23 protein-coding genes and 1 tRNA gene are annotated in these 18,818 nt (G+C 63.2%); 6 read left to right on the top strand and 18 right to left on the bottom strand.

What is annotated here, in order from left to right; genetic code table 11:
• Positions 1 to 28: 28 nt before the first annotated feature.
• The 7 genes from MKK04_RS17445 to MKK04_RS17415 form a co-directional block, all read right to left on the bottom strand.
• Entirely contained in the window at positions 29 to 988 is a 960-nt protein-coding gene (locus tag MKK04_RS17445) for a glutathione S-transferase family protein (RefSeq protein ID WP_241105827.1), read from the bottom strand.
• A gap of 92 nt (positions 989 to 1,080) precedes the next feature.
• Positions 1,081 to 2,085: a glycosyl transferase family protein gene (locus tag MKK04_RS17440; RefSeq protein ID WP_241105826.1), complete on the bottom strand. Its 1,005-nt coding sequence runs from the start codon at positions 2,083 to 2,085 to the stop codon at positions 1,081 to 1,083.
• A complete protein-coding gene (locus MKK04_RS17435; RefSeq protein WP_025339766.1) occupies positions 2,082 to 2,417 on the bottom strand; it encodes a TusE/DsrC/DsvC family sulfur relay protein in 336 nt (111 codons plus the stop codon). Before MKK04_RS17435 ends, MKK04_RS17440 begins: the two co-directional genes overlap by 4 nt.
• On the bottom strand, positions 2,414 to 2,710 hold the full coding sequence (gene tusB / locus MKK04_RS17430; RefSeq protein WP_207831205.1) for a sulfurtransferase complex subunit TusB: 297 nt from the start codon (positions 2,708 to 2,710) through the stop codon (positions 2,414 to 2,416). The genes MKK04_RS17435 and tusB overlap by 4 nt, the downstream gene beginning before the upstream one ends.
• Complete coding sequence (gene tusC, locus MKK04_RS17425) at positions 2,710 to 3,069, bottom strand: sulfurtransferase complex subunit TusC (RefSeq protein ID WP_063912576.1); 360 nt, start codon at positions 3,067 to 3,069, stop codon at positions 2,710 to 2,712. Before tusC ends, tusB begins: the two co-directional genes overlap by 1 nt.
• Position 3,070: 1 nt before the next feature.
• A complete protein-coding gene (gene tusD, locus MKK04_RS17420) occupies positions 3,071 to 3,463 on the bottom strand; it encodes a sulfurtransferase complex subunit TusD (RefSeq protein WP_144173979.1) in 393 nt (130 codons plus the stop codon).
• A gap of 184 nt (positions 3,464 to 3,647) precedes the next feature.
• On the bottom strand, positions 3,648 to 5,027 hold the full coding sequence (locus MKK04_RS17415) for a nucleobase:cation symporter-2 family protein (RefSeq protein ID WP_207831207.1): 1,380 nt from the start codon (positions 5,025 to 5,027) through the stop codon (positions 3,648 to 3,650).
• 83 nt (positions 5,028 to 5,110) lie between these two features.
• Between MKK04_RS17415 and MKK04_RS17410 the strand changes: the two genes are divergently transcribed.
• The gene (locus MKK04_RS17410; protein WP_241105825.1) at positions 5,111 to 5,356 is read left to right on the top strand and encodes a hypothetical protein; all 246 of its coding nucleotides are present in this window, start codon (positions 5,111 to 5,113) and stop codon (positions 5,354 to 5,356) included.
• Here the strand turns inward: MKK04_RS17410 and MKK04_RS17405 are convergent.
• A complete protein-coding gene (locus tag MKK04_RS17405) occupies positions 5,337 to 6,008 on the bottom strand; it encodes a Bax inhibitor-1/YccA family protein (RefSeq protein ID WP_241105824.1) in 672 nt (223 codons plus the stop codon). The genes MKK04_RS17410 and MKK04_RS17405 overlap by 20 nt on opposite strands.
• A gap of 134 nt (positions 6,009 to 6,142) precedes the next feature.
• Here MKK04_RS17405 and MKK04_RS17400 point away from each other — a divergent pair.
• Positions 6,143 to 6,230: transfer RNA gene (locus MKK04_RS17400), tRNA-Ser, on the top strand.
• A 213-nt stretch (positions 6,231 to 6,443) separates the two neighbouring features.
• Here MKK04_RS17400 and MKK04_RS17395 read toward each other — a convergent pair.
• From MKK04_RS17395 to MKK04_RS17385, 3 genes are all read right to left on the bottom strand, one after another.
• On the bottom strand, positions 6,444 to 6,827 hold the full coding sequence (locus tag MKK04_RS17395) for a hypothetical protein (RefSeq protein WP_241105823.1): 384 nt from the start codon (positions 6,825 to 6,827) through the stop codon (positions 6,444 to 6,446).
• Positions 6,828 to 7,163: 336 nt separating this feature from the next.
• Positions 7,164 to 7,349, bottom strand: a complete 186-nt coding sequence (locus MKK04_RS17390; protein ID WP_063912572.1) for a hypothetical protein — start codon at positions 7,347 to 7,349, stop codon at positions 7,164 to 7,166.
• Between the two features lie 293 nt (positions 7,350 to 7,642).
• Positions 7,643 to 8,686: an alpha/beta fold hydrolase gene (locus tag MKK04_RS17385; protein WP_241105822.1), complete on the bottom strand. Its 1,044-nt coding sequence runs from the start codon at positions 8,684 to 8,686 to the stop codon at positions 7,643 to 7,645.
• Between the two features lie 207 nt (positions 8,687 to 8,893).
• Here MKK04_RS17385 and MKK04_RS17380 point away from each other — a divergent pair, with 207 nt between their 5' ends.
• Complete coding sequence (locus tag MKK04_RS17380) at positions 8,894 to 9,247, top strand: SH3 domain-containing protein (RefSeq protein ID WP_063912570.1); 354 nt, start codon at positions 8,894 to 8,896, stop codon at positions 9,245 to 9,247.
• On the opposite strand, the gene MKK04_RS17375 is transcribed toward MKK04_RS17380, so the two are convergent.
• Positions 9,232 to 9,810 carry a cysteine hydrolase family protein gene (locus tag MKK04_RS17375; RefSeq protein WP_241105821.1) on the bottom strand — a complete coding sequence of 193 codons (579 nt, stop codon included), beginning with the start codon at positions 9,808 to 9,810 and terminating at the stop codon, positions 9,232 to 9,234. The two genes, MKK04_RS17380 and MKK04_RS17375, sit on opposite strands and share 16 nt — an antisense overlap.
• A gap of 699 nt (positions 9,811 to 10,509) precedes the next feature.
• Complete coding sequence (locus tag MKK04_RS17370) at positions 10,510 to 11,415, bottom strand: LysR family transcriptional regulator (protein ID WP_233693629.1); 906 nt, start codon at positions 11,413 to 11,415, stop codon at positions 10,510 to 10,512.
• A 98-nt stretch (positions 11,416 to 11,513) separates the two neighbouring features.
• Between MKK04_RS17370 and MKK04_RS17365 the strand changes: the two genes are divergently transcribed.
• On the top strand, positions 11,514 to 12,275 hold the full coding sequence (locus tag MKK04_RS17365; RefSeq protein WP_233686877.1) for a sulfite exporter TauE/SafE family protein: 762 nt from the start codon (positions 11,514 to 11,516) through the stop codon (positions 12,273 to 12,275).
• A gap of 1 nt (position 12,276) precedes the next feature.
• Here the strand turns inward: MKK04_RS17365 and MKK04_RS17360 are convergent, their stop codons facing one another.
• The 4 genes from MKK04_RS17360 to MKK04_RS17345 form a co-directional block, all read right to left on the bottom strand.
• The gene (locus tag MKK04_RS17360; RefSeq protein ID WP_207831286.1) at positions 12,277 to 13,701 is read right to left on the bottom strand and encodes a GGDEF domain-containing protein; all 1,425 of its coding nucleotides are present in this window, start codon (positions 13,699 to 13,701) and stop codon (positions 12,277 to 12,279) included.
• 139 nt (positions 13,702 to 13,840) lie between these two features.
• Entirely contained in the window at positions 13,841 to 15,670 is a 1,830-nt protein-coding gene (locus MKK04_RS17355; protein WP_241105820.1) for an SLC13 family permease, read from the bottom strand.
• 138 nt (positions 15,671 to 15,808) lie between these two features.
• Positions 15,809 to 16,192, bottom strand: a complete 384-nt coding sequence (locus MKK04_RS17350) for a glycine zipper domain-containing protein (protein WP_025339704.1) — start codon at positions 16,190 to 16,192, stop codon at positions 15,809 to 15,811.
• A 73-nt stretch (positions 16,193 to 16,265) separates the two neighbouring features.
• Positions 16,266 to 16,457 (bottom strand): hypothetical protein, encoded by a 192-nt coding sequence (locus MKK04_RS17345; protein ID WP_003257401.1) that lies wholly within the window; start codon positions 16,455 to 16,457, stop codon positions 16,266 to 16,268.
• 204 nt (positions 16,458 to 16,661) lie between these two features.
• Here MKK04_RS17345 and MKK04_RS17340 point away from each other — a divergent pair, with 204 nt between their 5' ends.
• Both MKK04_RS17340 and MKK04_RS17335 read left to right on the top strand, forming a co-directional pair.
• On the top strand, positions 16,662 to 17,012 hold the full coding sequence (locus MKK04_RS17340; protein WP_207831221.1) for a hypothetical protein: 351 nt from the start codon (positions 16,662 to 16,664) through the stop codon (positions 17,010 to 17,012).
• Positions 17,013 to 17,198: 186 nt separating this feature from the next.
• Positions 17,199 to 18,020, top strand: coding sequence for a class I SAM-dependent methyltransferase (locus MKK04_RS17335; RefSeq protein ID WP_207831223.1), 822 nt, complete (start codon positions 17,199 to 17,201; stop codon positions 18,018 to 18,020).
• Here MKK04_RS17335 and MKK04_RS17330 read toward each other — a convergent pair whose 3' ends face one another.
• On the bottom strand, positions 18,021 to 18,788 hold the full coding sequence (locus MKK04_RS17330; RefSeq protein ID WP_063912563.1) for an SDR family oxidoreductase: 768 nt from the start codon (positions 18,786 to 18,788) through the stop codon (positions 18,021 to 18,023).
• Positions 18,789 to 18,818: the final 30 nt, after the last annotated feature.

Raw genomic sequence — 18,818 nt, 5'->3', positions numbered from 1 at the left:
TTGGGGCCGCTTTGCGGCCCCGACAATCTCAAGCCTGCCAGATTCCCTTGCCTGCCAACCGCTCCCGATCATGCGCCAGGTTGAAGTCCTGCAGCGGCCCCTTGGGCACGATCCCGTTCGGGTTGATGGTCTTGTGGCTCATGTAGTAGTGCTTCTGGATATGCTCCATGTCCACCGTACCCGCCACCCCCGGCCACTGGTACAGCTCGCGCAGCCAGTTCGACAGGTTGTGATAATCGCTCAGGCGGCGCAGGTTGCACTTGAAGTGCCCGTGGTACACCGCATCGAAGCGCACCAAGGTAGTGAACAGGCGCACATCGGCCTCGGTCAGGTATTCTCCGGCCAGGTAGCGATTGCGGCCGAGCAAGTCTTCCAGGTAGTCCAGTTCGTTGAACACTTCATCAAAGGCAGCCTCGTAGGCTTCCTGCGTAGTGGCAAAGCCTGCGCGATACACACCGTTGTTCACCGCCGGGTAGATGCGCTCGTTCAGCGCATCGATGGTCGGGCGCAGCGGCTCTGGGTACAGGTCCAGTGTATTCTCGGTCAGTTCATTGAACGCGCTGTTGAAGATGCGGATGATCTCCGACGACTCGTTGTTGACGATGCGTTTCTCTTTCTTGTCCCACAGCACGGGTACAGTCACTCGGCCGGTGTAGTGCGGGTCATCCTGGGTATAGCGCTGGTGCAGGTACTGCAGCGCATCGAGGTGGTCGCCGCTGGAGCCTTGCTGCTGGTCGAAAGTCCAGCCATGGTCCTGCATCAGCCAGCTGACCACAGATACGTCGATCAGGGGTTCCAGTCCCTTGAGGGCACGGAAGATCAGGGTGCGGTGCGCCCATGGGCAAGCCAGCGAGACGTACAGATGGTAACGGCCGGCTTCGGGAGCGGGCAGCTGATTGCGGCGTTGGGCATTTTCGCGCTTGAACGTGCCGTCCTTGCCGTTTTCATACCACTGGTCATGCCAGCGGCCGTCGATCAAAAGGCCCATGGTGAGCTCCTCGGAACAAAGTTGTTTGTCGTTGGAGCCCAGTCTAGGGGAAATCGTTCGAATAACTAGCGCAAAGAATGCCCCCTTAGTATCTAGTTATTCGATTGGTTCCGTGCGCTCCAGTAACCACGTGCGGTTGCGAAAGCCTGCTCACGGTGCTGGCCCAGGCCGCGCAGGGCCAACGCCATGGTCGCGACCACGGCCATTTCACCGTAGCTGTCCTCGGCCTCGCCGCGCCAGACCGCCAGCAATTGCTCGGGCTGCAGGCTGGGCGGCTTCACGTGGCGGCGCTCGCTTAGTGCTAGCCATTCCTCGTCCCAGGCTTCGCCGGCAGTGGTGCCGTACAGGTGGCTGATGACATCGGGGTTGACCTCGATCTCGCCGCCATCACCCTTGATCACCACGGCATGGTCGCCCAGCAGGCGGCTGGCCTCGCGGTGCACCGCCTGGTAACCGGGGTGGAAGATACTCTGCAGGCCACAGCGCGCAGCCAGCGGGTTGAGCACCCGGGCCAGCGAATGGATGGGCGACCGCAGGCCCAGGGTGTTGCGCAGGTCGATCATGCGCTGCAACTGCGGCGCCCAGTCCTGCAACGGGAAGAAGGCCAGGTGCTGCTGGTCCAGGGCCTGGCTGACGGCGGCCCAGTCACGGCATAGCGGGATTTCCAGCAAGGACAGCAACTGCTCGGTGTACAGGCGCCCGGCAGTGTGTGCACCGCCACCGTGCATCAGGATGCGCACGCCATTGTTGGCCAGGCACTTGGCGGCCAGCAGGTACCAGGGCAGGTGGCGTTTCTTGCCGGCGTAAGTGGGCCAGTCCAGGTCCACGGCAATGCTCGGCGCCTGCAAGTGCGCGCGCAGAGCCTCGGTGAAGCCGGCCAGTTCTTCGGCGCTTTCTTCCTTGTGCCGCAGCAGCATGAGGAAGGCACCGAGCTGGGTGTCCTCGACCTTGTCTTCCAGCAGCAGGGTCATGGCCATGCGGGCTTCGTCACGGGTCAGGCCGCGCGCGCCGCGCTTGCCTTTGCCAAGAATGCGCACGAATTCGGCGAACGGATGTTCGGCGGGGGTTTCCAGGGTAAGCGGGCGAGGTGCTGTCATATGCAGTTGGTCGGCTTGGGCAGGCCCGCCAGCTTGGCGGCCAGTTTGGCGGGAGTGCCGTTGAACAGGCGGTTCAGGTGCGGGCTGTTGCCCTTGTCCGGGCCCAGTTTGAGGGCCGTGTACTTGATCAGCGGGCGCGTGGCCGGGGACAGCTGGTATTCCTGGTAGAACTGGCGCAGCAGCTCGAGGATTTCCCAGTGGTCCGCCGTCAGCGGGATGCCCTCGCGTGCGGCCAAGGCCTCGGCGGCGGCATGCGACCAGTCTTGCAGGTCGACCAGGAAGCCGTCCTTGTCCAGGGCGATCGCCTGATCGCCAACGTTGAGGGTATTCATAGCCAGCTGTTGACCTTGTCGTAATGCAGCGACAGTTCGACGAACCCGCCGTAGTCCACGGCCTTGGCCAGTTCGTTGCCGACCGCGCGGGCCTGCACGTCTTCTTCCAGGGCGAACAGGCGCTGGGCCAGGCCGGCGGCTTGCAGCTGGCGGTGCGGCTCGCTGCCGCTGCGCAGGGCATACACCGCATCGCCGCACAGCAGCAGGGCGTCGTCGGTACCGAGCAGGCGCAGGCAGCTGGCCAGGCGCTCGTCGCCGAACGGGGAGTGGGCAATTACATGCAGGGTCGTCATCAGAGTGTTACCACCTGGTCGAAACGGGCGATCAGTGCGGCCAGGGCCGCGTCGTCCAGCACTTGCACCGGCAGCGCCAGGGTGTCGGCTGCCAGGCCGCGACGTGCGAGGCTGTGGCTGCAAGCGAACAGGTCTTCGACGCCGAACATTGGCAACGCTTGCAGGTTGGCGGCCAGGTTCTTCTGTTGCACGGCGGTGGGCTGTTGGTCCGCAGCGAGCTGGAATACGCCGTCATCGAGGAACAGCATGCCCAGCGGCAAATCGAACGCGCCGCCAGCCAGGGCGATGTCCAGTGCCTCGCGGGCCGATGGGCCGTTCCAGGGTGCCTGGCGGCTGATGATCAACAAGGATTTGGCCATTTCAGTCGCCTCCGAAGCAGACAAGGCGATCGGCAACCTGCGCCGCCTCATGCAACTGGCCAAGCCCCGACAATTCCCAGGGTTTGGGCAGGTTCACGGCCGGGCGCTGGTAGCGGTTGGCCTCGGCCTCATCGAGCACGCCACGGCGCAGGGCGGCGGCGATGCACACCACTGCGTCCAGCTGGTTGGCTTCGATGAAGGCGCGCCATTGGCCGGCCACATCCAGCTCATCCTGGGGGGCGACCACGTTGGCCGAGGCACTGTGTACCCCGTCCTGGTAGAAGAACAGCCGGGCAATCTCATGCCCGCCAGCCAGCACCGCCTCGGCGTAGCGCAAGGCGCGCCGCGAGGAGGGCGCATGGGCCGGGGAGAACACCGCGATAGCGAATTTCATGGATAACTCATGCAAAAGGAATGGTGCCATGATAAAGCAAAAAAGCCCGCGCCCGCTTGTGCATGGCGGGGCTGGCTTTCTGTCTTGCACCAATCTTCAGGTCTACGCGGCCTCGTGTAGGAGCTGCCTTGTGTCGCGACGGGCTGCAAAGCAGCCCCATGGCCCTGACAGAAGGACTCCAGGCTCAAGCCTGTTCCTTGCTCTCCGGCAAGAACCAGTTCAACACCAGGGCACAGATACCCCCGGTAGCCACGCCCGACTCCAGCACATTGCGAATCGCCGCCGGCATGTGCGCCAGGAACTCCGGCACCTGCGCCACACCCAGGCCCAAGGCCAGGGACACAGCGATGATCAGCAGGGCGCGACGGTCCAGCCGCGTGCTGGCCAGGATATTGATCCCTGACGCCGCAACCGCACCGAACATGACCATGGCCGCACCACCCAGCACCGGCTCCGGCACTGCCTGGATCACCCCGGCAACGCTCGGGAACAGGCCCAGCAGCACCAGCATCACGGCTATCCACAGGCCGATATGGCGGCTGGCGATCCCGGTCAACTGAATCACCCCGTTGTTCTGGGCAAAGATCGAGCTCGGGAAGGTGTTGAACAAGCCAGCCAGCAGCGAGTTGGCCCCGTTGACCAGCACACCGCCCTTGATCCGCTGCATCCACACCGGCCCTTCGACCGGCTGGCGCGACACCTTGCTGGTGGCGGTAACGTCACCAATGGCTTCCAGCGAAGTCACCAGGTAGATCACCAGCATCGGAATGAACAGCGCCCAGGAGAAGCCCAGGCCGAAGTGCAGCGGCGTCGGCACCTGGAACAGCGCGGCTTCGTGCATGCCGGTGAAGTCCAGGCGGCCCAGGTAGCCGGCCAGCGCATAGCCGACTGCCAGGGCGATAACGATGGCACAGCTGCGCATCCACACCACCGGGATGCGGTTGAGGATGACGATGATCGCCAGTACCACGCCCGACAGCAGCAGGTTCTCGCCATTGGCGAAGGTGCCATTGGCCATGGCGCCGAAGCCACCGCCCATGCTGATCAGGCCGACCTTGATCAGGGTCAGGCCGATCATCAGCACCACGATGCCGGTTACCAGCGGGGTAATCAGGCGTTTGACGAAGGGCAGGATGCGCGACACGCCCATTTCGACGAACGAGCCGGCGATTACCACACCAAAGATGGCCGCCATCACGCCCTCTACCGGCGTCCCTTGCTTGACCATCAGCGCCCCGCCGGCAATCAGCGGGCCGACGAAGTTGAAGCTGGTGCCCTGGACGATCAGCAGCCCGGCGCCGAACGGCCCGAAGCGTTTGCACTGGACGAAGGTGGCGATCCCCGAGATGACCAGCGACATGGAAACGATCAGGTTGGTATCCCGTGCGGAAACACCTAGCGCCTGGCAAATCAGCAGGCCAGGGGTGACGATCGGCACGATGATCGCCAGCAGATGCTGCAGGGCAGCCAGCAGGCCGATCAACAGCCTTGGCTTGTCCTCCAGACCCAGCACCAGTTCATTGGCAGGCGCCGCCGCGCCTGGGCTGTGTTCGTGTGAGCTCATTGCAGAAAGCTGCCCCGAAAGAAAAAAGGAGCGCATTCTACGGGGTGATGGCGGATTGGGGTAGAGCAAAGCACGATGGCGGCATGATCGACGACCATGCGCTTTATTATCTGACTTTATGGTCAGTTATTGAGCGCTATATGCTTCAGCAGGTAGAGCATAAGCCTGAAACCTGCGTGGACCCTGTGGGAGCGGGTTCACCCGCGAAGAATCCAACGCGGTGCCTGGCACCGGCTGCGCCGGTGTTCGCGGGTGAAGCCGCTCCCACAAAAAAGCCCGCCGAAGCGGGCTTTCTCACGCAGCAATTAATCAGTCATCACGACCCATGATGCCAAACAGCTGCAGCAGGCTGACAAACAGGTTGTAGATCGACACATACAGGCTGATGGTCGCCATGATGTAGTTACGCTCGCCACCATGAATGATCGCGCTGGTCTGGAACAGGATGCAGACCGACGAGAACAGCACGAAGCCAGCGCTGATCGCCAGTTGCAGGCCGCTGATCTGGAAGAAGAAGCTGGCCACGACAGCACCCAGCAGGACAAAGAAGCCCGCAGTGATGAAGCCGCTGAGGAAGCTCATGTCCTTGCGGGTGATCAGCACATAGGTCGACAGACCACCGAACACCAGCGCAGTCATGGCAAACGCCGAGCTGACCACCTCGGCGCCACCGGCCATGCCCAGGTAACGGTTGAGGATAGGGCCGAGGATGAAGCCCATGAAGCCGGTGAGGGCGAAGGTAGAGACCAGGCCCCAGGCCGAGTCACGCAGTTTGTTGGTAAGGAAGAACAGCCCGTAGAAGCCGATCAGCACCACGAACACGTTCGGGTAGCCGACGCGCATCTGCTGGGCCACGAAGGCCATGACACCGCTGAAGGCGAGGGTAAGTGCCAGCAGGCTGTACGTGTTGCGCAGGACCTTGCTGATCTCCTGCTGCTCGACCTGCTGGCCGTGGTGTACGGCGTAATCCTGTTCGCGCATGGCGACACTCCTTGGTAAACCTGTGGTTTTCAAACGTTCAGATGCTAGGAGTCTATCAGAGCTCCCACAACCCGCGACACAGAGAGTTTGACAGCTTGTTTCATTACGGTATGATGGCGGCCGCAAAACGAGCTGGAAGCGTGGCCGAGTGGTTTAAGGCAACGGTCTTGAAAACCGTCGATGGGCAACTATCCTAGAGTTCGAATCTCTACGCTTCCGCCATATTCAAAGCCCTGATTATTCAGGGCTTTTTGCGTTTTTGGGGCATAGAAACCATCCTTGGGAACGTCCGTGGGAATGGATTGTTTCGCAAGCACTTCCGATACTTCTTTCTTGGTCGGTTTCGCCAAGGCTCCAACTTCCTTCCTGGCGTCATCCCATTCTGACAGGCACGAAAAAGCCCGCCGAGGCGGGCTCCTCGCTTGCTACTGAGCGCTAGCCGCAGCCACTCAAGCCAAATTGCATCACTGACAACTGCGCGGAAATCTGATCCGTAGGCCGGACCCAAACCTTGTCTCCCACCGTTTCCATGCGGTAGTTGATGGACATAGCGCTGTCGTTCTTCCCGGTAATGTACAGAACGGCCGACCCCTTCATGCCAAGCAGCCCGTCAGTATCAAGGGCGACCGAGTCAATCCTGGCCACGGACCTGCAGGTGGCGTTCATCTGCCCAAGATTGGTAACGATTTGTGAGCCCAGCTGGCGGACCAGGTCCTCCCCGGTCTTTTCAAAGTCTGCGTGCCTCTTCCATTCGACAGCTGCGTAGCCGAAACCAACGAGCAGAATGATAAAAACACCAAGCTTTTTGATACGTGACACTGGTGATCCCGATAGATGTAATGGGTGAATGCTGCCGCAGGGCCTGGATACAGGTTACGTCCAGGCGGATGAGCCGATCCTTGTGCCTGGTGTTCTCCGGGATGATGCAGACGTGGGCATCCTAGTAGAAGAGGTAGATCCCGTCACCCACAAAACCGCGGCCGTTGATGTTCACGATCAGTGACGCAGCGCGGAGGTGGGTAATGTTCTGCAGGAGCTGCGTAAAGCTTGAGGTCTGCCCTGTACCTGTGGGAGCGGCTTCAGCCGCGAACACCGGCGCAGCCGGTGCCATGCACCGTGTTGCATTCTTCGCGGGCTTGCCCGTTCCCACAGGTTCTATTGCAGGGTCACTGGCTTCATGTCATCTGGTAATTGCCGAATAGCCGCCTCTATCCGCTCGATCGGTGCCGCGAGTTCGTCCGCTTCCTTGTCCTTGCCCTCCCTTCTCAGGCGATCGCGCTCAAGGCGCAGGTTAAGCAAATTTTTCTGCAGTTTCAGGGCCGAGGCATTGAACGGGTCCATGCTTTTCTCATGCTGTAGGCCTCCGTGCCGTTGTAGGAAAACTGGACCGTAGCAGCTGGAATTTGCTGGAGAAACTGATGTTTCATACAGGCAAAGCCCACTGCATCGATTCTTCCTACATTGCGCGGTAAAAGATCCTACAGGCTACGTTTCAAGACATGTCTTTCAAACCCGGCTCAACACCGCGTAGTAGCTGGGAACAAGCAGTTTCCGCAATGCCCGCCTTCAACGCGGCTCAATCGAAGGCGTGTCGTGCTTTTCGAAATCTTATGTAGCAATTGCTGCCCCGAAGACTAAAGGTGATCCGCATCCACCACTGCCTGGGTGAACGCTTGCGGCGCTTCCTGCGGCAGGTTGTGGCCGACGCCGCCGCTGATCAGCCGGTACTCGTACTTGCCGGTAAAGCGCTGCGCATAGGCTTCGGCCGGCGGGTGCGGGGCGCCGTTGGCGTCGCCTTCCAGGGTGATGGTCGGTACGCCGATGCTGGGGAAACTGGCCAGCTTGGCCTCGAGCGGGTCGTAGCGTGTTTCGCCCTGGGCCAGGCCCAGCCGCCAGCGGTAGTTGTGCACGGTAATCGCCACCTGGTCGGGGTTGTCCAGGGCCTTGGCGCTGCGCTCGAAGGTGGCGTCGTCGAAGGCCCACTTGGGCGAGGCGGTTTGCCAGATCAGCTTGGCGAAGGCATGGCGGTTCTTGTCATAGCCGGCCTGGCCGCGCGCGGTGGCGAAGTAGTACTGGTACCACCACTGCAACTCGGCGCTGGGGGGCAGGGGGGCCTTGGCGGCTTCCTGGCTGCTGATCAGGTAGCCGCTGACCGACACCAGTGCCTTCACCCGCTCGGGCCACAGTGCCGAGACGATGTCGGCGGTGCGTGCGCCCCAGTCGAAGCCGGCGAGCACGGCGCGCTGGATATGCAGCGCGTCCATGAAGGCGATCACATCGCTGGCCAGCGCCGCGGGCTGGGCGTTGCGTGGGGTTGCTGCAGACAGGAAGCGGGTTTGGCCGTAACCACGTACGTAGGGCACTAGCACCCGGTAGCCTTTTGCTGCCAGGGCGGGTGCAACTTGTTCAAAACTGTGAATGTCATACGGCCAGCCATGCAGCAGGATCACCACCGGTCCGTCGGCCGGGCCTTGCTCTACGTAGGCCACATCGAGCACGCCAGCGTTGACGTGTTTCAACGGGCCGAAGTCATCTGCCGCTGTGGCGGCTGGCTGGGGCTGCTGTGGTGCAGCCGTGGCGATGTTCGCCGCCAGCAGGCCAAGTGGCAGCAGGGCACAGGCGAGCAGTGTACGGCTGAAGCGGAGTGGCAGGGTGGTGGTCGAGTGGCGGGCAGACATCGGGCATCTCCTTGGCGAGGCCATCGGTGCGGGTTGATGGGGGCCAGTAAAGATGACGGCTGTATCGAGGATGTGTCCGCGCAGCCTGCAGGAAACGTTGTTGTGTATCAGGTCTCAATTTGTACACATGAAGATACAAATACCGGGTGGCAGCGGTTTTTGCCGCTTCTGCTACGATCGATAGGTTTCCCGGGCAGGGAGAGGCCCATGCATTACGTCGTGATAGCACCTCATCGCAGTGAGTACCCGCGGCCCATCCGCTTCGCCAAGGGCACTCTGCTGGATATCGGCCCGCGCTACGAGGGCGAGCCAGGCTGGCAGGACTGGTACCTGTGCACCTGCGCCGGCCAGGAGCCGGGCTGGGTGCCGGCCCAATTGATCGAGCGCCTCAGCGTGTGCAAGGGCAGGGCGCTAGACCACTATTCGGCGCATGAACTGGATGCCGACCCAGGGCAGTTGGTGCAGATGGTGCGCCCGCTCAATGGCTGGGTCTGGTGTCGGCGCCATGGCGATGACGAGTTTGGCTGGTTGCCTGCGCAGAAGCTTCAGCGGCTGTCCTGAAGCGCGCCTCCGGCCAGTACCTGCTCCGTGCGCAGAATGCGCGCGTAATCCAGAGCCAGGTTGCTCAATGACAGTGCATGCACATCCTCCGCGGGCCAAAGCCGGCCTTGCAGGTCGTGCTGGTCAAAGGTGAAGCAGGCATCCTCTACTACCACCACATCGAAACCGAGATTGCCCGCCGAGCGTGCACTGGATTCCACGGAATTGTTGGTAATTACCCCGGTGATGACCAGCTCGTTGATGCTGCGCGCGTGCAACCAGCGCTCCAGGCCGGAGTTGGCGAAGGCATCGGGCACATGTTTGTCGAACACGGTTTCGCTGGCCAGCGGGGTGAATGCGGGCTGGAATTCGCAACCGGACTGGCCCGGCCAGAACACCGAGTCCACCGAGCGGGACAGGTGGCGCACATGGATCACCGGGCGCCCTGACTGACGCCACGCAGCCAGCAGCTCGGCTATACGCAGTTCGGCCTCGGGGTTGTTGCGCCGGCCTAGGCGCGGGTGGTGGATGCCAACCTGAAGGTCAATCAACAACAGGGCAGCGTTGGTCGCGAAAGCGGTCATGACGGGATGGCACTCCTTGGCAGGTTCGGGCGCTTGACCCTAGCACAGCGTGGATGACTGCAAAAATTGCTGTCACGCGTAAGGGCTTGGTGTGCCGCTCTTGTGGGAGATGGCCCGGCCCTTGGGCTGCGCTGTCGCGCAGAGAACTCAGTGCGCAAGCGGTCCGCGTACCGTGTGGGAGCGGGCGTGCCCGCGAAGAATCCAACGCGGTGCCTGGCACCGGCTTCGCCGGTGTTCGCGGCGGTTCGACGCCTCGACACGCCCGCTCCCACAAAGAATCGGCGCCGTTGCATCTGATCCGCTTTTTTTCCACAAACCTGAATCTGTAACCGTATCAGCTCACGCCCGACAATATGTCCATTCCCGCATCACACTTGTAGAGGTTCCAATGGGCAAGCTTGCGCTATTCCTGGGTGGTTTTCTGCTGCTGACCATTCTGATTGGTATTCTTGGCACCATTCCGCCAAGCTGACGTTCATCATCCAAATTCCCCGCGGCCTGCCTGTCCTCCGGGCGGGCCCATTGCTCTTCGTTGTTGGCCGATTCACCCTACCGATTTGTACGATAAGTCATTCTTTGCACTGGGAAATCTGTCCACAAAAAACGTGGGTAGGTCTGTGGATAAAGTGCTGCAAGCCAGGCCCACGGCGGGCTCTGTTAAATTGAGCAGAATTTGAACAGCCGTTTCAGGGGGGTGTTTCAGTAGGCCAGGCCGGCGCAGCGTAGGGCCACCAGCAGGTCGCGCACCCGCGCCGGCAGCTCGCCGGCGGGGTACACGGCATGCATCTGCGGGTCCTGGCCGTTGCTGGAGGTCAGGCGGTATTGCGGGCATACCCGCACCAGCCGCCCGGCCTTGACCTGCGCTTCGCCAACCCAGGCGGCCAGGCGGGCGATGCCGGCACCGGCCAGTGTGCTGTGGTACACCGCGTCGCCTGAGTCCAGCCGCAGCCTTGGCCTGGGGCGCAGGCTGGTGATCTGGCCGTCGCGGCAGAAGTGCCAGGCCTTGAGGATGCGCGGGGCGGTGTGCAGGATCAGCGCGTGGCCTTCGAGGTCCTCGGGTTGTTGTGGCGTGCCGGCCAGGGCCAGGTATTCAGGGCTCGCATACAGGTGGCGCCGGTAATCCCACAGCGGGTAGCCGATCAGCTCGCTCGACTGCGGGAAGGCGCCGCGCACCACGAAATCGAACTTGCCTTGCAGTGGGTCCAAGGCCCCGTCGCTGTACTGCACGTCCAGGGTTACCTGGGGGTGGCAGCGGGAAAACTCGGCAAGCACCTGGGGCAGCACATGTTCACCCAGCACCTGCGGTACGGCGAAGCGGATCCAGCCTTGTGCGCTGCCGCTGAGCGCGGCCAGTTCGTCGGCGGCATCACGTTGCACATCCAGCAAGCGTTCGGCATGGGGCAGCAGGCGCTCGCCGGCTTCGGTCAGGGTCACGGCGTTGGCGTTGCGGTTGAGCAGTTTGCTCCCTGCGTTGTCTTCCAGGGTTTGTACCGCGCGGGTTACTGCGCTGGGGGAGCGCCCCAGGGCGCGGGCGGCGGCAACGAAGCTGCGCTTGTGCGCCACGCTGACGAACGCCTGGATTTCCCGCAGCATGTCCAATGCCATTGCCTGCTCCTCGTTGCAGTTTTCGCAATGTGGCATTTCAACACAAGCGCGGCACTTTGATTAGCCTTGCAGGCGTCTCCACTGCCTGGAACCGCGTCATGATGGATATCGCTGTGCTTTCCGTGTTCGCCTTCGCCGCTGGGCTGATCGACGCTGCCGTGGGTGGCGGCGGGCTGATCCAGATCCCGGCCTTGTTCAACGTGCTGCCCACCGCGCAACCGGCGGCATTGCTTGGTAGCAACAAACTGGCGTCGGTGTGTGGCACGGCCTTCGCGGCGCGTTCGTTCATTCGCAAGGTGACGCTGGACTGGGGGTTGATCGTGCCGGCGGCGCTCAGTGCCTTCGTCATGTCGTTCGCCGGTGCCGCCACGGTGTCGCTAGTGCCGCCCAGCGTGATGCGCCCGGCGGTGCTGGTGCTGATCGTGCTGATGGCCATCTACACCTTCTGCAAGAAGGACTTTGGCACGCTGCACAAACCCGCAACGATCGGCCGCAAGGAGCAGTGCCTGGCGGTGCTGATCGGTGGTGCGATCGGCTTTTACGATGGCCTGTTCGGGCCGGGCACCGGCAGCTTCCTGATCTTCCTGTTCATCCGCTTCTTTGCCCTGGACTTCCTGCACGCCTCGGCATCGGCCAAGGTGGTCAACATCGCCACCAACCTGGCGGCGCTGGTGTTCTTCGTGCCATCGGGCAACGTGCTGTACGCCATCGCCTTGCCCATGGCGGTGTGCAACATCCTCGGCGCGCTGACCGGTGCCTGGCTGGCGGTGCGCAAGGGCGCGGGCTTTGTCCGCGGGTTGTTCCTGGTGCTGCTGTGCGTGCTGATCGCCAAGTTGACGTGGGACTTGCTGGCCGGCTAGTTCACATCACCTGGCGTTGCGGTTCGGCCTGCTCGACGCGGTTGCGGCCATGGGCCTTGGCCCGGTACAACGCCTGGTCGGCGCGCGCCAGCAGTTCGTCGAGGGTGGGGGCCGGCATGTCGGCGGCACAACCGGCCAGGCCGATACTGACGGTAATCTGCAGGGGCTGCTCGGCCTGCACCACATGCAGGTCCTGCACGGCGCGGCGCAGGCGTTCTGCCGTGAACTTGGCCCGATCTGGCGCCAGGCCCGGGAGGACCACGACGAACTCCTCGCCGCCCAGGCGGGCGAACAGTTCGCCATCATGCAGCTGCTCCTGCAGGGTCCCGGCAAACTGGCGCAGCACCTGGTCACCAACCGCATGGCCGTGGGCATCATTGATCGACTTGAAGTGGTCGATGTCCAGCATCATCAGGGTCAGCGGCAGCGCCTGGGCGTGTTGCTCACGGCTGTCCAGCAGCGCGTTGGCGCGGCGGGTGAAGGCGCTGCGGGTGAGCACGCCGGTGAGGTGGTCGATGGTGGCCTGATGCGCCAGGCGGGCCATCAGGCTGCGGTTGGCCTGGCTGACGCAGGCCACCACCAGCGGCCCGAGCACCAGCATGGCGATGCCAAGGCGCGCCGACATCAGCGTGGTCACCCCGGGCTCGCTTTGCGGCACGCTGAAATGCATGAGGTTTTGCGCTACCGCCACGATCAGCGTGCTGCCAGCGGTAAGTGTCAGCAGAGAGACCAGAAACGGGGAGTAGGTCCAGGCGCACCACAGCAGTGCGGCAATCGGGAAGGCAATGGCCCCGGGGCCGCCGAAGGCAATGCTGAACGCCAGCGAGGCCAGCAGCACAAGCAACGGTGCCAGGCGGATGGCCTGGGCGCCACCGCGCACCAGCGCCCGTGCCGAAGGCGCCGTCAGCAGCACTGGCAGCACCAGCACGCTGGTGGAGAATTGTTCGCTGAACCAGGCCAGCCAGGTGGCGCGCAAGGACTGTTCGAACCACGGCGCGGCCATTACCGCCGCCATGCTGGCCGCCACGATCGCCGCGGCGGCAGAGGCGCCAAACACGCTGAGCACGCCGTGGGGGGTACGCATGCGCCGGTGCAGGCGCGGCAAGCGCGAGAGCAGCAGCCAGAGGGTGGCCACCACGCCCAGGTTGCACAGGTTGAACCACAGGGCGGGTACCCAGGCACTGCCGCACAGCAGGTCGGCGCCGACCATGGCCAGCCAGACCAGGGTAAAGCCCGTCAGCGTGGCCTGCCGGGGATAACGCAGCAGCACGCCGGCCAGTACCGCATTGACCGGCCAGAATAGCGACAGGGATTCGATCGGACGGGCCAGGATGCCGCCCAGGGTGAGGGCAAAGGTCAGGCCGAGCAGAACGACGTAGTGCAGCACGCGCGATTGGGCTGGAAAAACCATGGGCTCGACCGGCAAAGCGGAAACGAAATCCAGGACAACGGCTTGAAGCACCTGGGGCAATTGCGCACAAGTTTGTTTCGTCAGAGGACTTGATGTCAATCTGCCGCGATTGGTCGAGATAATGCCAAATTGCCTCCATCCGCTGCCGATCACCTCACAGCCCGAAGAACCACGGCACCATCAACACGGTCACCAGCATCACAAGCACGGTAAACGGCACGCCGACCTTGACGAAGTCGGCGAAGCGGTACTGCCCCGGGCCCAGTACCAGCGTGTTGACCGGCGATGACACCGGCGTCATGAACGCCGCCGAGGCGGCCAGCGCCACGGTCATGGCGAACGGGTAGGGCGACATGCCCAGCTGCGCGGCGGTGCTGACGGCCACGGGTGCCATCAGTACCGCGGTGGCCGTGTTGGAGATGAACAGGCCGATCACTGCCGTGACCGCGAACAGGCAGGCAAGAATGGCACTTGGGCCGGCACCGCCCAGCACGCTGACCAGGCCGCCCACCGCCAGGTCGATGCCACCGGTTTTCTGCAGTGCCTGGGCAAAGGGCAGCATGCCGACGATCAGCACCAGGCTTTGCCAGTGGATGGCCCGGTAGGCGCTGTTCATGTCGATGCAGCGGCCGGCGCCCATCAGCAGGCAACCGATCAGTGCGGCAATGACGTTGGGTACCACGCCGCTGACCATCAGCCCGACCATCACTGCCAGGCTCAGCAGCGCCTGTGGTGCGCGGGTGCGGGCGGGCGCGACCAGGTCGATTTCTGCGGGCAGGCTCAGAACCAGGAAGTCCTTGGGCTTGCTTTGCAACTGGCGCACGGCTTTCCATGGGCCGACTACCAGCAGGGTGTCGCCCAGGCGCAGCTTTTCTTCCACCAGTTGTTCTTCGATCGCTGCCTGCTCGCGGCGCAAGCCGACCACGTTGAGGTCGAAGCGAGTGCGGAAGGCCAGTTCGAGGATGCTCCTGCCGATCAGTTTCGAGCCAGGTGGCAGCGAGACCTCGGCCATGCCCAGCTCCTGGGACTGGTCGATGAAGTAGGCGGCCTTGAAGTGCAGAGGCTCCAGCTGCATGGTTTGACACAGGCTGCGCAGGTCGTCGTGGTTGGCGAACAGGTCGAGCAGCAGCACGTCGCCCTGGTGCAGCACGGTGCTGGAGTCGGCGGCGATCACCCGCGTGGTGAACTTGTGCTGGCGTTCGATGCCGATCACGTTGGCGCCATGGCGGGTGCGTAGCTCTAGCTCGCCCAGGGTGTGGCCGATCAGCGGGGAGTGGGGGCGGATGCGCAGGCGCCGCTCACGGCCATTGAGCTTGTAGTCCAGCACCAGGTCCAGCAGGGTGCGGCGGCTTTCCACGCGGCCGTCCTTGCGCACTTCGCCGTTCAACCAGTGCCGGGTCAGCAGCATGTAGCCGATGCCCAGCACCAGCACCACCAGGCCAAACGGGGTGAAGCTGAAGAAGCTGAAGCCCGCTTCGCCATGGCGCACCAGTTCGCTGTGCACCACCACGTTGGGTGGTGTGGCCACCAGGCTTAGCATGCCGCTGATCAGGCCGGCGAAAGCCAGTGGCATCATCAGGCGGCTGGGCGAAATCTGCAGGCGCGCGGCGATGCTCAGCACCACCGGAATGAAAATGGCCACCACACCGGTGGAGCTCATCATCGAACCCAGCCCCGCCACGGCCACCATCAGCAACACCAGCAGGCGGGCCTCGCTGTTGCCGGCCCGCTCGCTCATCCACTCGCCGATGCGGTAGGCAATGCCGGTGCGCACCAGGCCTTCACCGATCACGAACAGGGCGGCGATCAGTACCACGTTGGGGTCACTGAAGCCGGCCAGCGCCTGCTCTACGGTGAGGATGCCCGACAGCGGCAGGGCGAGGATCACCAGTAGCGCGACCACGTCCATGCGTGGGCGGTTGATGACGAACAGGACGATGACGATGGCCAGCAGGCCGAGGACCCAGAGCAGCTCTTGGTTCATGGGGAGGGGGTGTTCCTTCACACGGGGGCACGATAGACAGTAGCAGCCAGTGTGCCGGAACGTGGTGAAGGGGGTGTTGATGTACTGCAGGGTTTGCAAAACAAAAGGGGCCGCATTGCGGCCCCTTGGTCACCGGGATCAGTGACGGTGACGACGGTGCTTGCCGTTGTTGTCGCCCAGGTGGTTGCCGATGGCACCACCAGCCGCGCCACCCAGGCCGGCACCTACGGTGGAGCCGGTCTTGCCGCCCACCGCACCGCCCAGCAGCGAGCCGCCGGCCGAGCCCAGGCCACCGCCGATGGCGGCTTCGGTACGGTTGCCCTTGCGTGCACCTACCGCACTGCCGGCTGCGCCGCCGAGGCCGGCACCGATGGCCGCCCCCGTTTTGCCGCCGATCTGTTGACCGACAACGTTACCCAGAACACCACCCAGGCCACCGCCAATGGCGGCGGTACCGTCACCGGCGAAAGCGCCCTGGCACAGCAGCAGGCCGAGGGCAAGGGAAGGCAGAGTCAGACGCATGATACGAACCTCAAAGGAATCATCAGGTTAAGGTGCCGCGCAACGGGCGGCGGCTCAGGGTTGAAAAGACGCTTCAGCGGTAGTAGCGGTCACCACGGTACCGACGATAGTCATCATCATCGTCGTCGCGGTCATGCCGATGGTGGTGGCGATGGTCACGATCACGGTCACGCCAGCCATCGTCGTCGTCATGGTAGCGATGGCTATGGCACCCTGCGGTCAGCAGGACAACGGCAATCAGCGAAAGGCTTGCAAGACGGGTCATCACGATATAGGTCCTTGATCCGCAAAGGTTTACGGCACACCTTCTGAGACTGGGAAGGATCCATTTGGTTTCGCTGTCAGGCAAAAAATTTGTCGGGCCAGCGATGAGCGGCATGCCTTGTCTGCGACTGCCACCTGCGCGGCAATTCACTCGCGTGGCTTGCCAGTGCTAGAGTCGCGTTCTTTTTTACCCTGAGGATGGAACATGCGTGCGATTCTGCCGATGGCCGCGGCGCTGATGCTGGTCGGTTGTGCTTCTGCAACCATGGAAACGGCCCGCGGCGGCAAGCCGACTGCGCAGCTCGACTCGCACAAGGCGCCGGCGCTGGTGGCCCAGTGCATCCAGTTCAGCTGGCAGGAAGAGAAGGTGTTCGGCGACGATGCCAGTGGCTACCTGGAACCACGCAAGCAGGGTGGGTTCACGGTGTATACCCGTGAGGCCGAGGCGTTCGTGGACGTGTACCCGCAGGCCGGTGGGGCGCGGGTGGATTACTACGCGCAGAAGAACGACGGCGTGGCCCTGCAGCGCCGGGCGGCGGCGGCGACCTGCCTGTAACGTCAAAACACATTCCCCTGTGGGAGCGGGTTTACCCGCGAATGCGTCGGTAGATTCACCGCCGCATTCGCGGGTAAACCCGCTCCCACAGGGGCCGCGCGAGCTTTACAATTTTTAGCAATGCAGTCCTGTCGCAGGGAGATTGGTGGGGGCTAGCATAAGCCCTACTGAATCAAGGAAGACACCATGGACCGCTCATTGCAACTCAACCGCGCCAGCTGGGATGAACGTGCTCCGCTGCACGCTGCTTCCAACGACTACGAAGTCGAACGGCTCATCCGGCAACCCGAACACCTTTCCGAAACCGTACGCTTCGACCTGCCATTGCTTGGCAATATCGACGGGCTCAACGCCGTTCACCTGCAGTGCCACATCGGCACCGACACCCTCTCGCTGGCGCGCCTTGGCGCCAAGGTCTGTGGCCTGGACTATTCCACGGCGTCGCTGGCCGAGGCGCGGGTGCTGGCCGAGCGCTGTGCGGCACCCATCGCGTATGTCGAGGCCGATGTCTATGCCGCCGACAAGGTGCTGCCGGCTGGCACGTTCGACCTGGTCTACACCGGGATCGGCGCGCTCTGCTGGCTGCCCCGCATCGAGCCGTGGGCGCGTACTGTCGCGGCCCTGCTGAAACCAGGTGGGCGGCTGTTTCTGCGCGACGGGCACCCGATGCTGATGGCGGTCAACGAAGACCACCAGGACCGCCTGCAACTCGAGTACCCATATTTCGAGCACGAAGAGCCGACGGTGTGGCACAACGACCAAACCTACGTCGAAACCGAGCAGCGCCTGTCTCACACCGAAACCCACGAGTGGAACCACGGCCTGGGCGAGGTGATCAGTGCCTTGCTGGCGCACGGCCTGCAGCTGACCGCCCTGGTCGAGCACCAGAGCATCCCCTGGGAGGCGCTGCCGGGGCAGATGGTCAAGGGCGACGACGGTGAATATCGCCTGCGCGAGCAGCCCGCGCGCCTGCCCCTGAGTTACACCCTGGTGGCAGTAAAAGCCTGATCAGGACAGGTAGCCGCCGTCGACATTGAGCGCGGTACCGGTGGTGTAGCTGGAGGCATCGCTGGCCAGGTACAACACGGCGCCGGCCATTTCCTTGGGGTCGGCCACGCGCTTGAGCGGGATATGCTGCAGCGCGGCGTTGAGGATGGCGTCGTTCTTTACCAGTGCCGAGGCGAACTTGGTATCGGTCAGGCCCGGCAGCAGGGCGTTGCAGCGGATACCGAACGGCGCGCATTCCTTGGCGAAGACCTTGGTCATGTTGATGACCGCCGCCTTGGTCACCGAATAGATGCCCTGGAACAGGCCGGGCGACACCCCGTTGATCGACGCCACGTTGATGATGCTGCCGCCACCCTGCTCACGCATCAGCTTGCCGGCCTCTACCGACATGAAGAAGTAGCCACGGATGTTCACGTCCACGGTCTTCTGGAAAGCACCCGGGTCGGTATCCAGCACGTTGCAGAACTGCGGGTTGGTGGCGGCGTTGTTGACCAGGATGTCCAGCCGCCCGAATTGCTCGCGGATGCCGGCGAACACCTGCTGGATCTGCTCCAGTTCACCGATGTGGCAGGCTACCGCCGTTGCCTTGCCGCCGGCGGCGATGATGGCGTCGGCCACCTGCTGGCAACCGTCGAGCTTGCGGCTGGACACGATCACATGGGCACCTTGCTGGGCCAACAGGTGGGCGATGGCCTCGCCGATGCCACGGCTGGCGCCGGAAACGAAGGCAATCTTGCCGTCGAGGTCGAACAGGTGGGTCTTGGACATGCTGTTTTCCTTGTTATCCGTCGTCGAAGT

The sequence above is a fragment of the Pseudomonas sp. LS.1a genome (genome assembly GCF_022533585.1).
Taxonomy (GTDB): domain Bacteria; phylum Pseudomonadota; class Gammaproteobacteria; order Pseudomonadales; family Pseudomonadaceae; genus Aquipseudomonas.
Note: the sequence above shows the minus strand (reverse complement) of the source record. Positions and strands in the feature narration are given on the sequence as shown.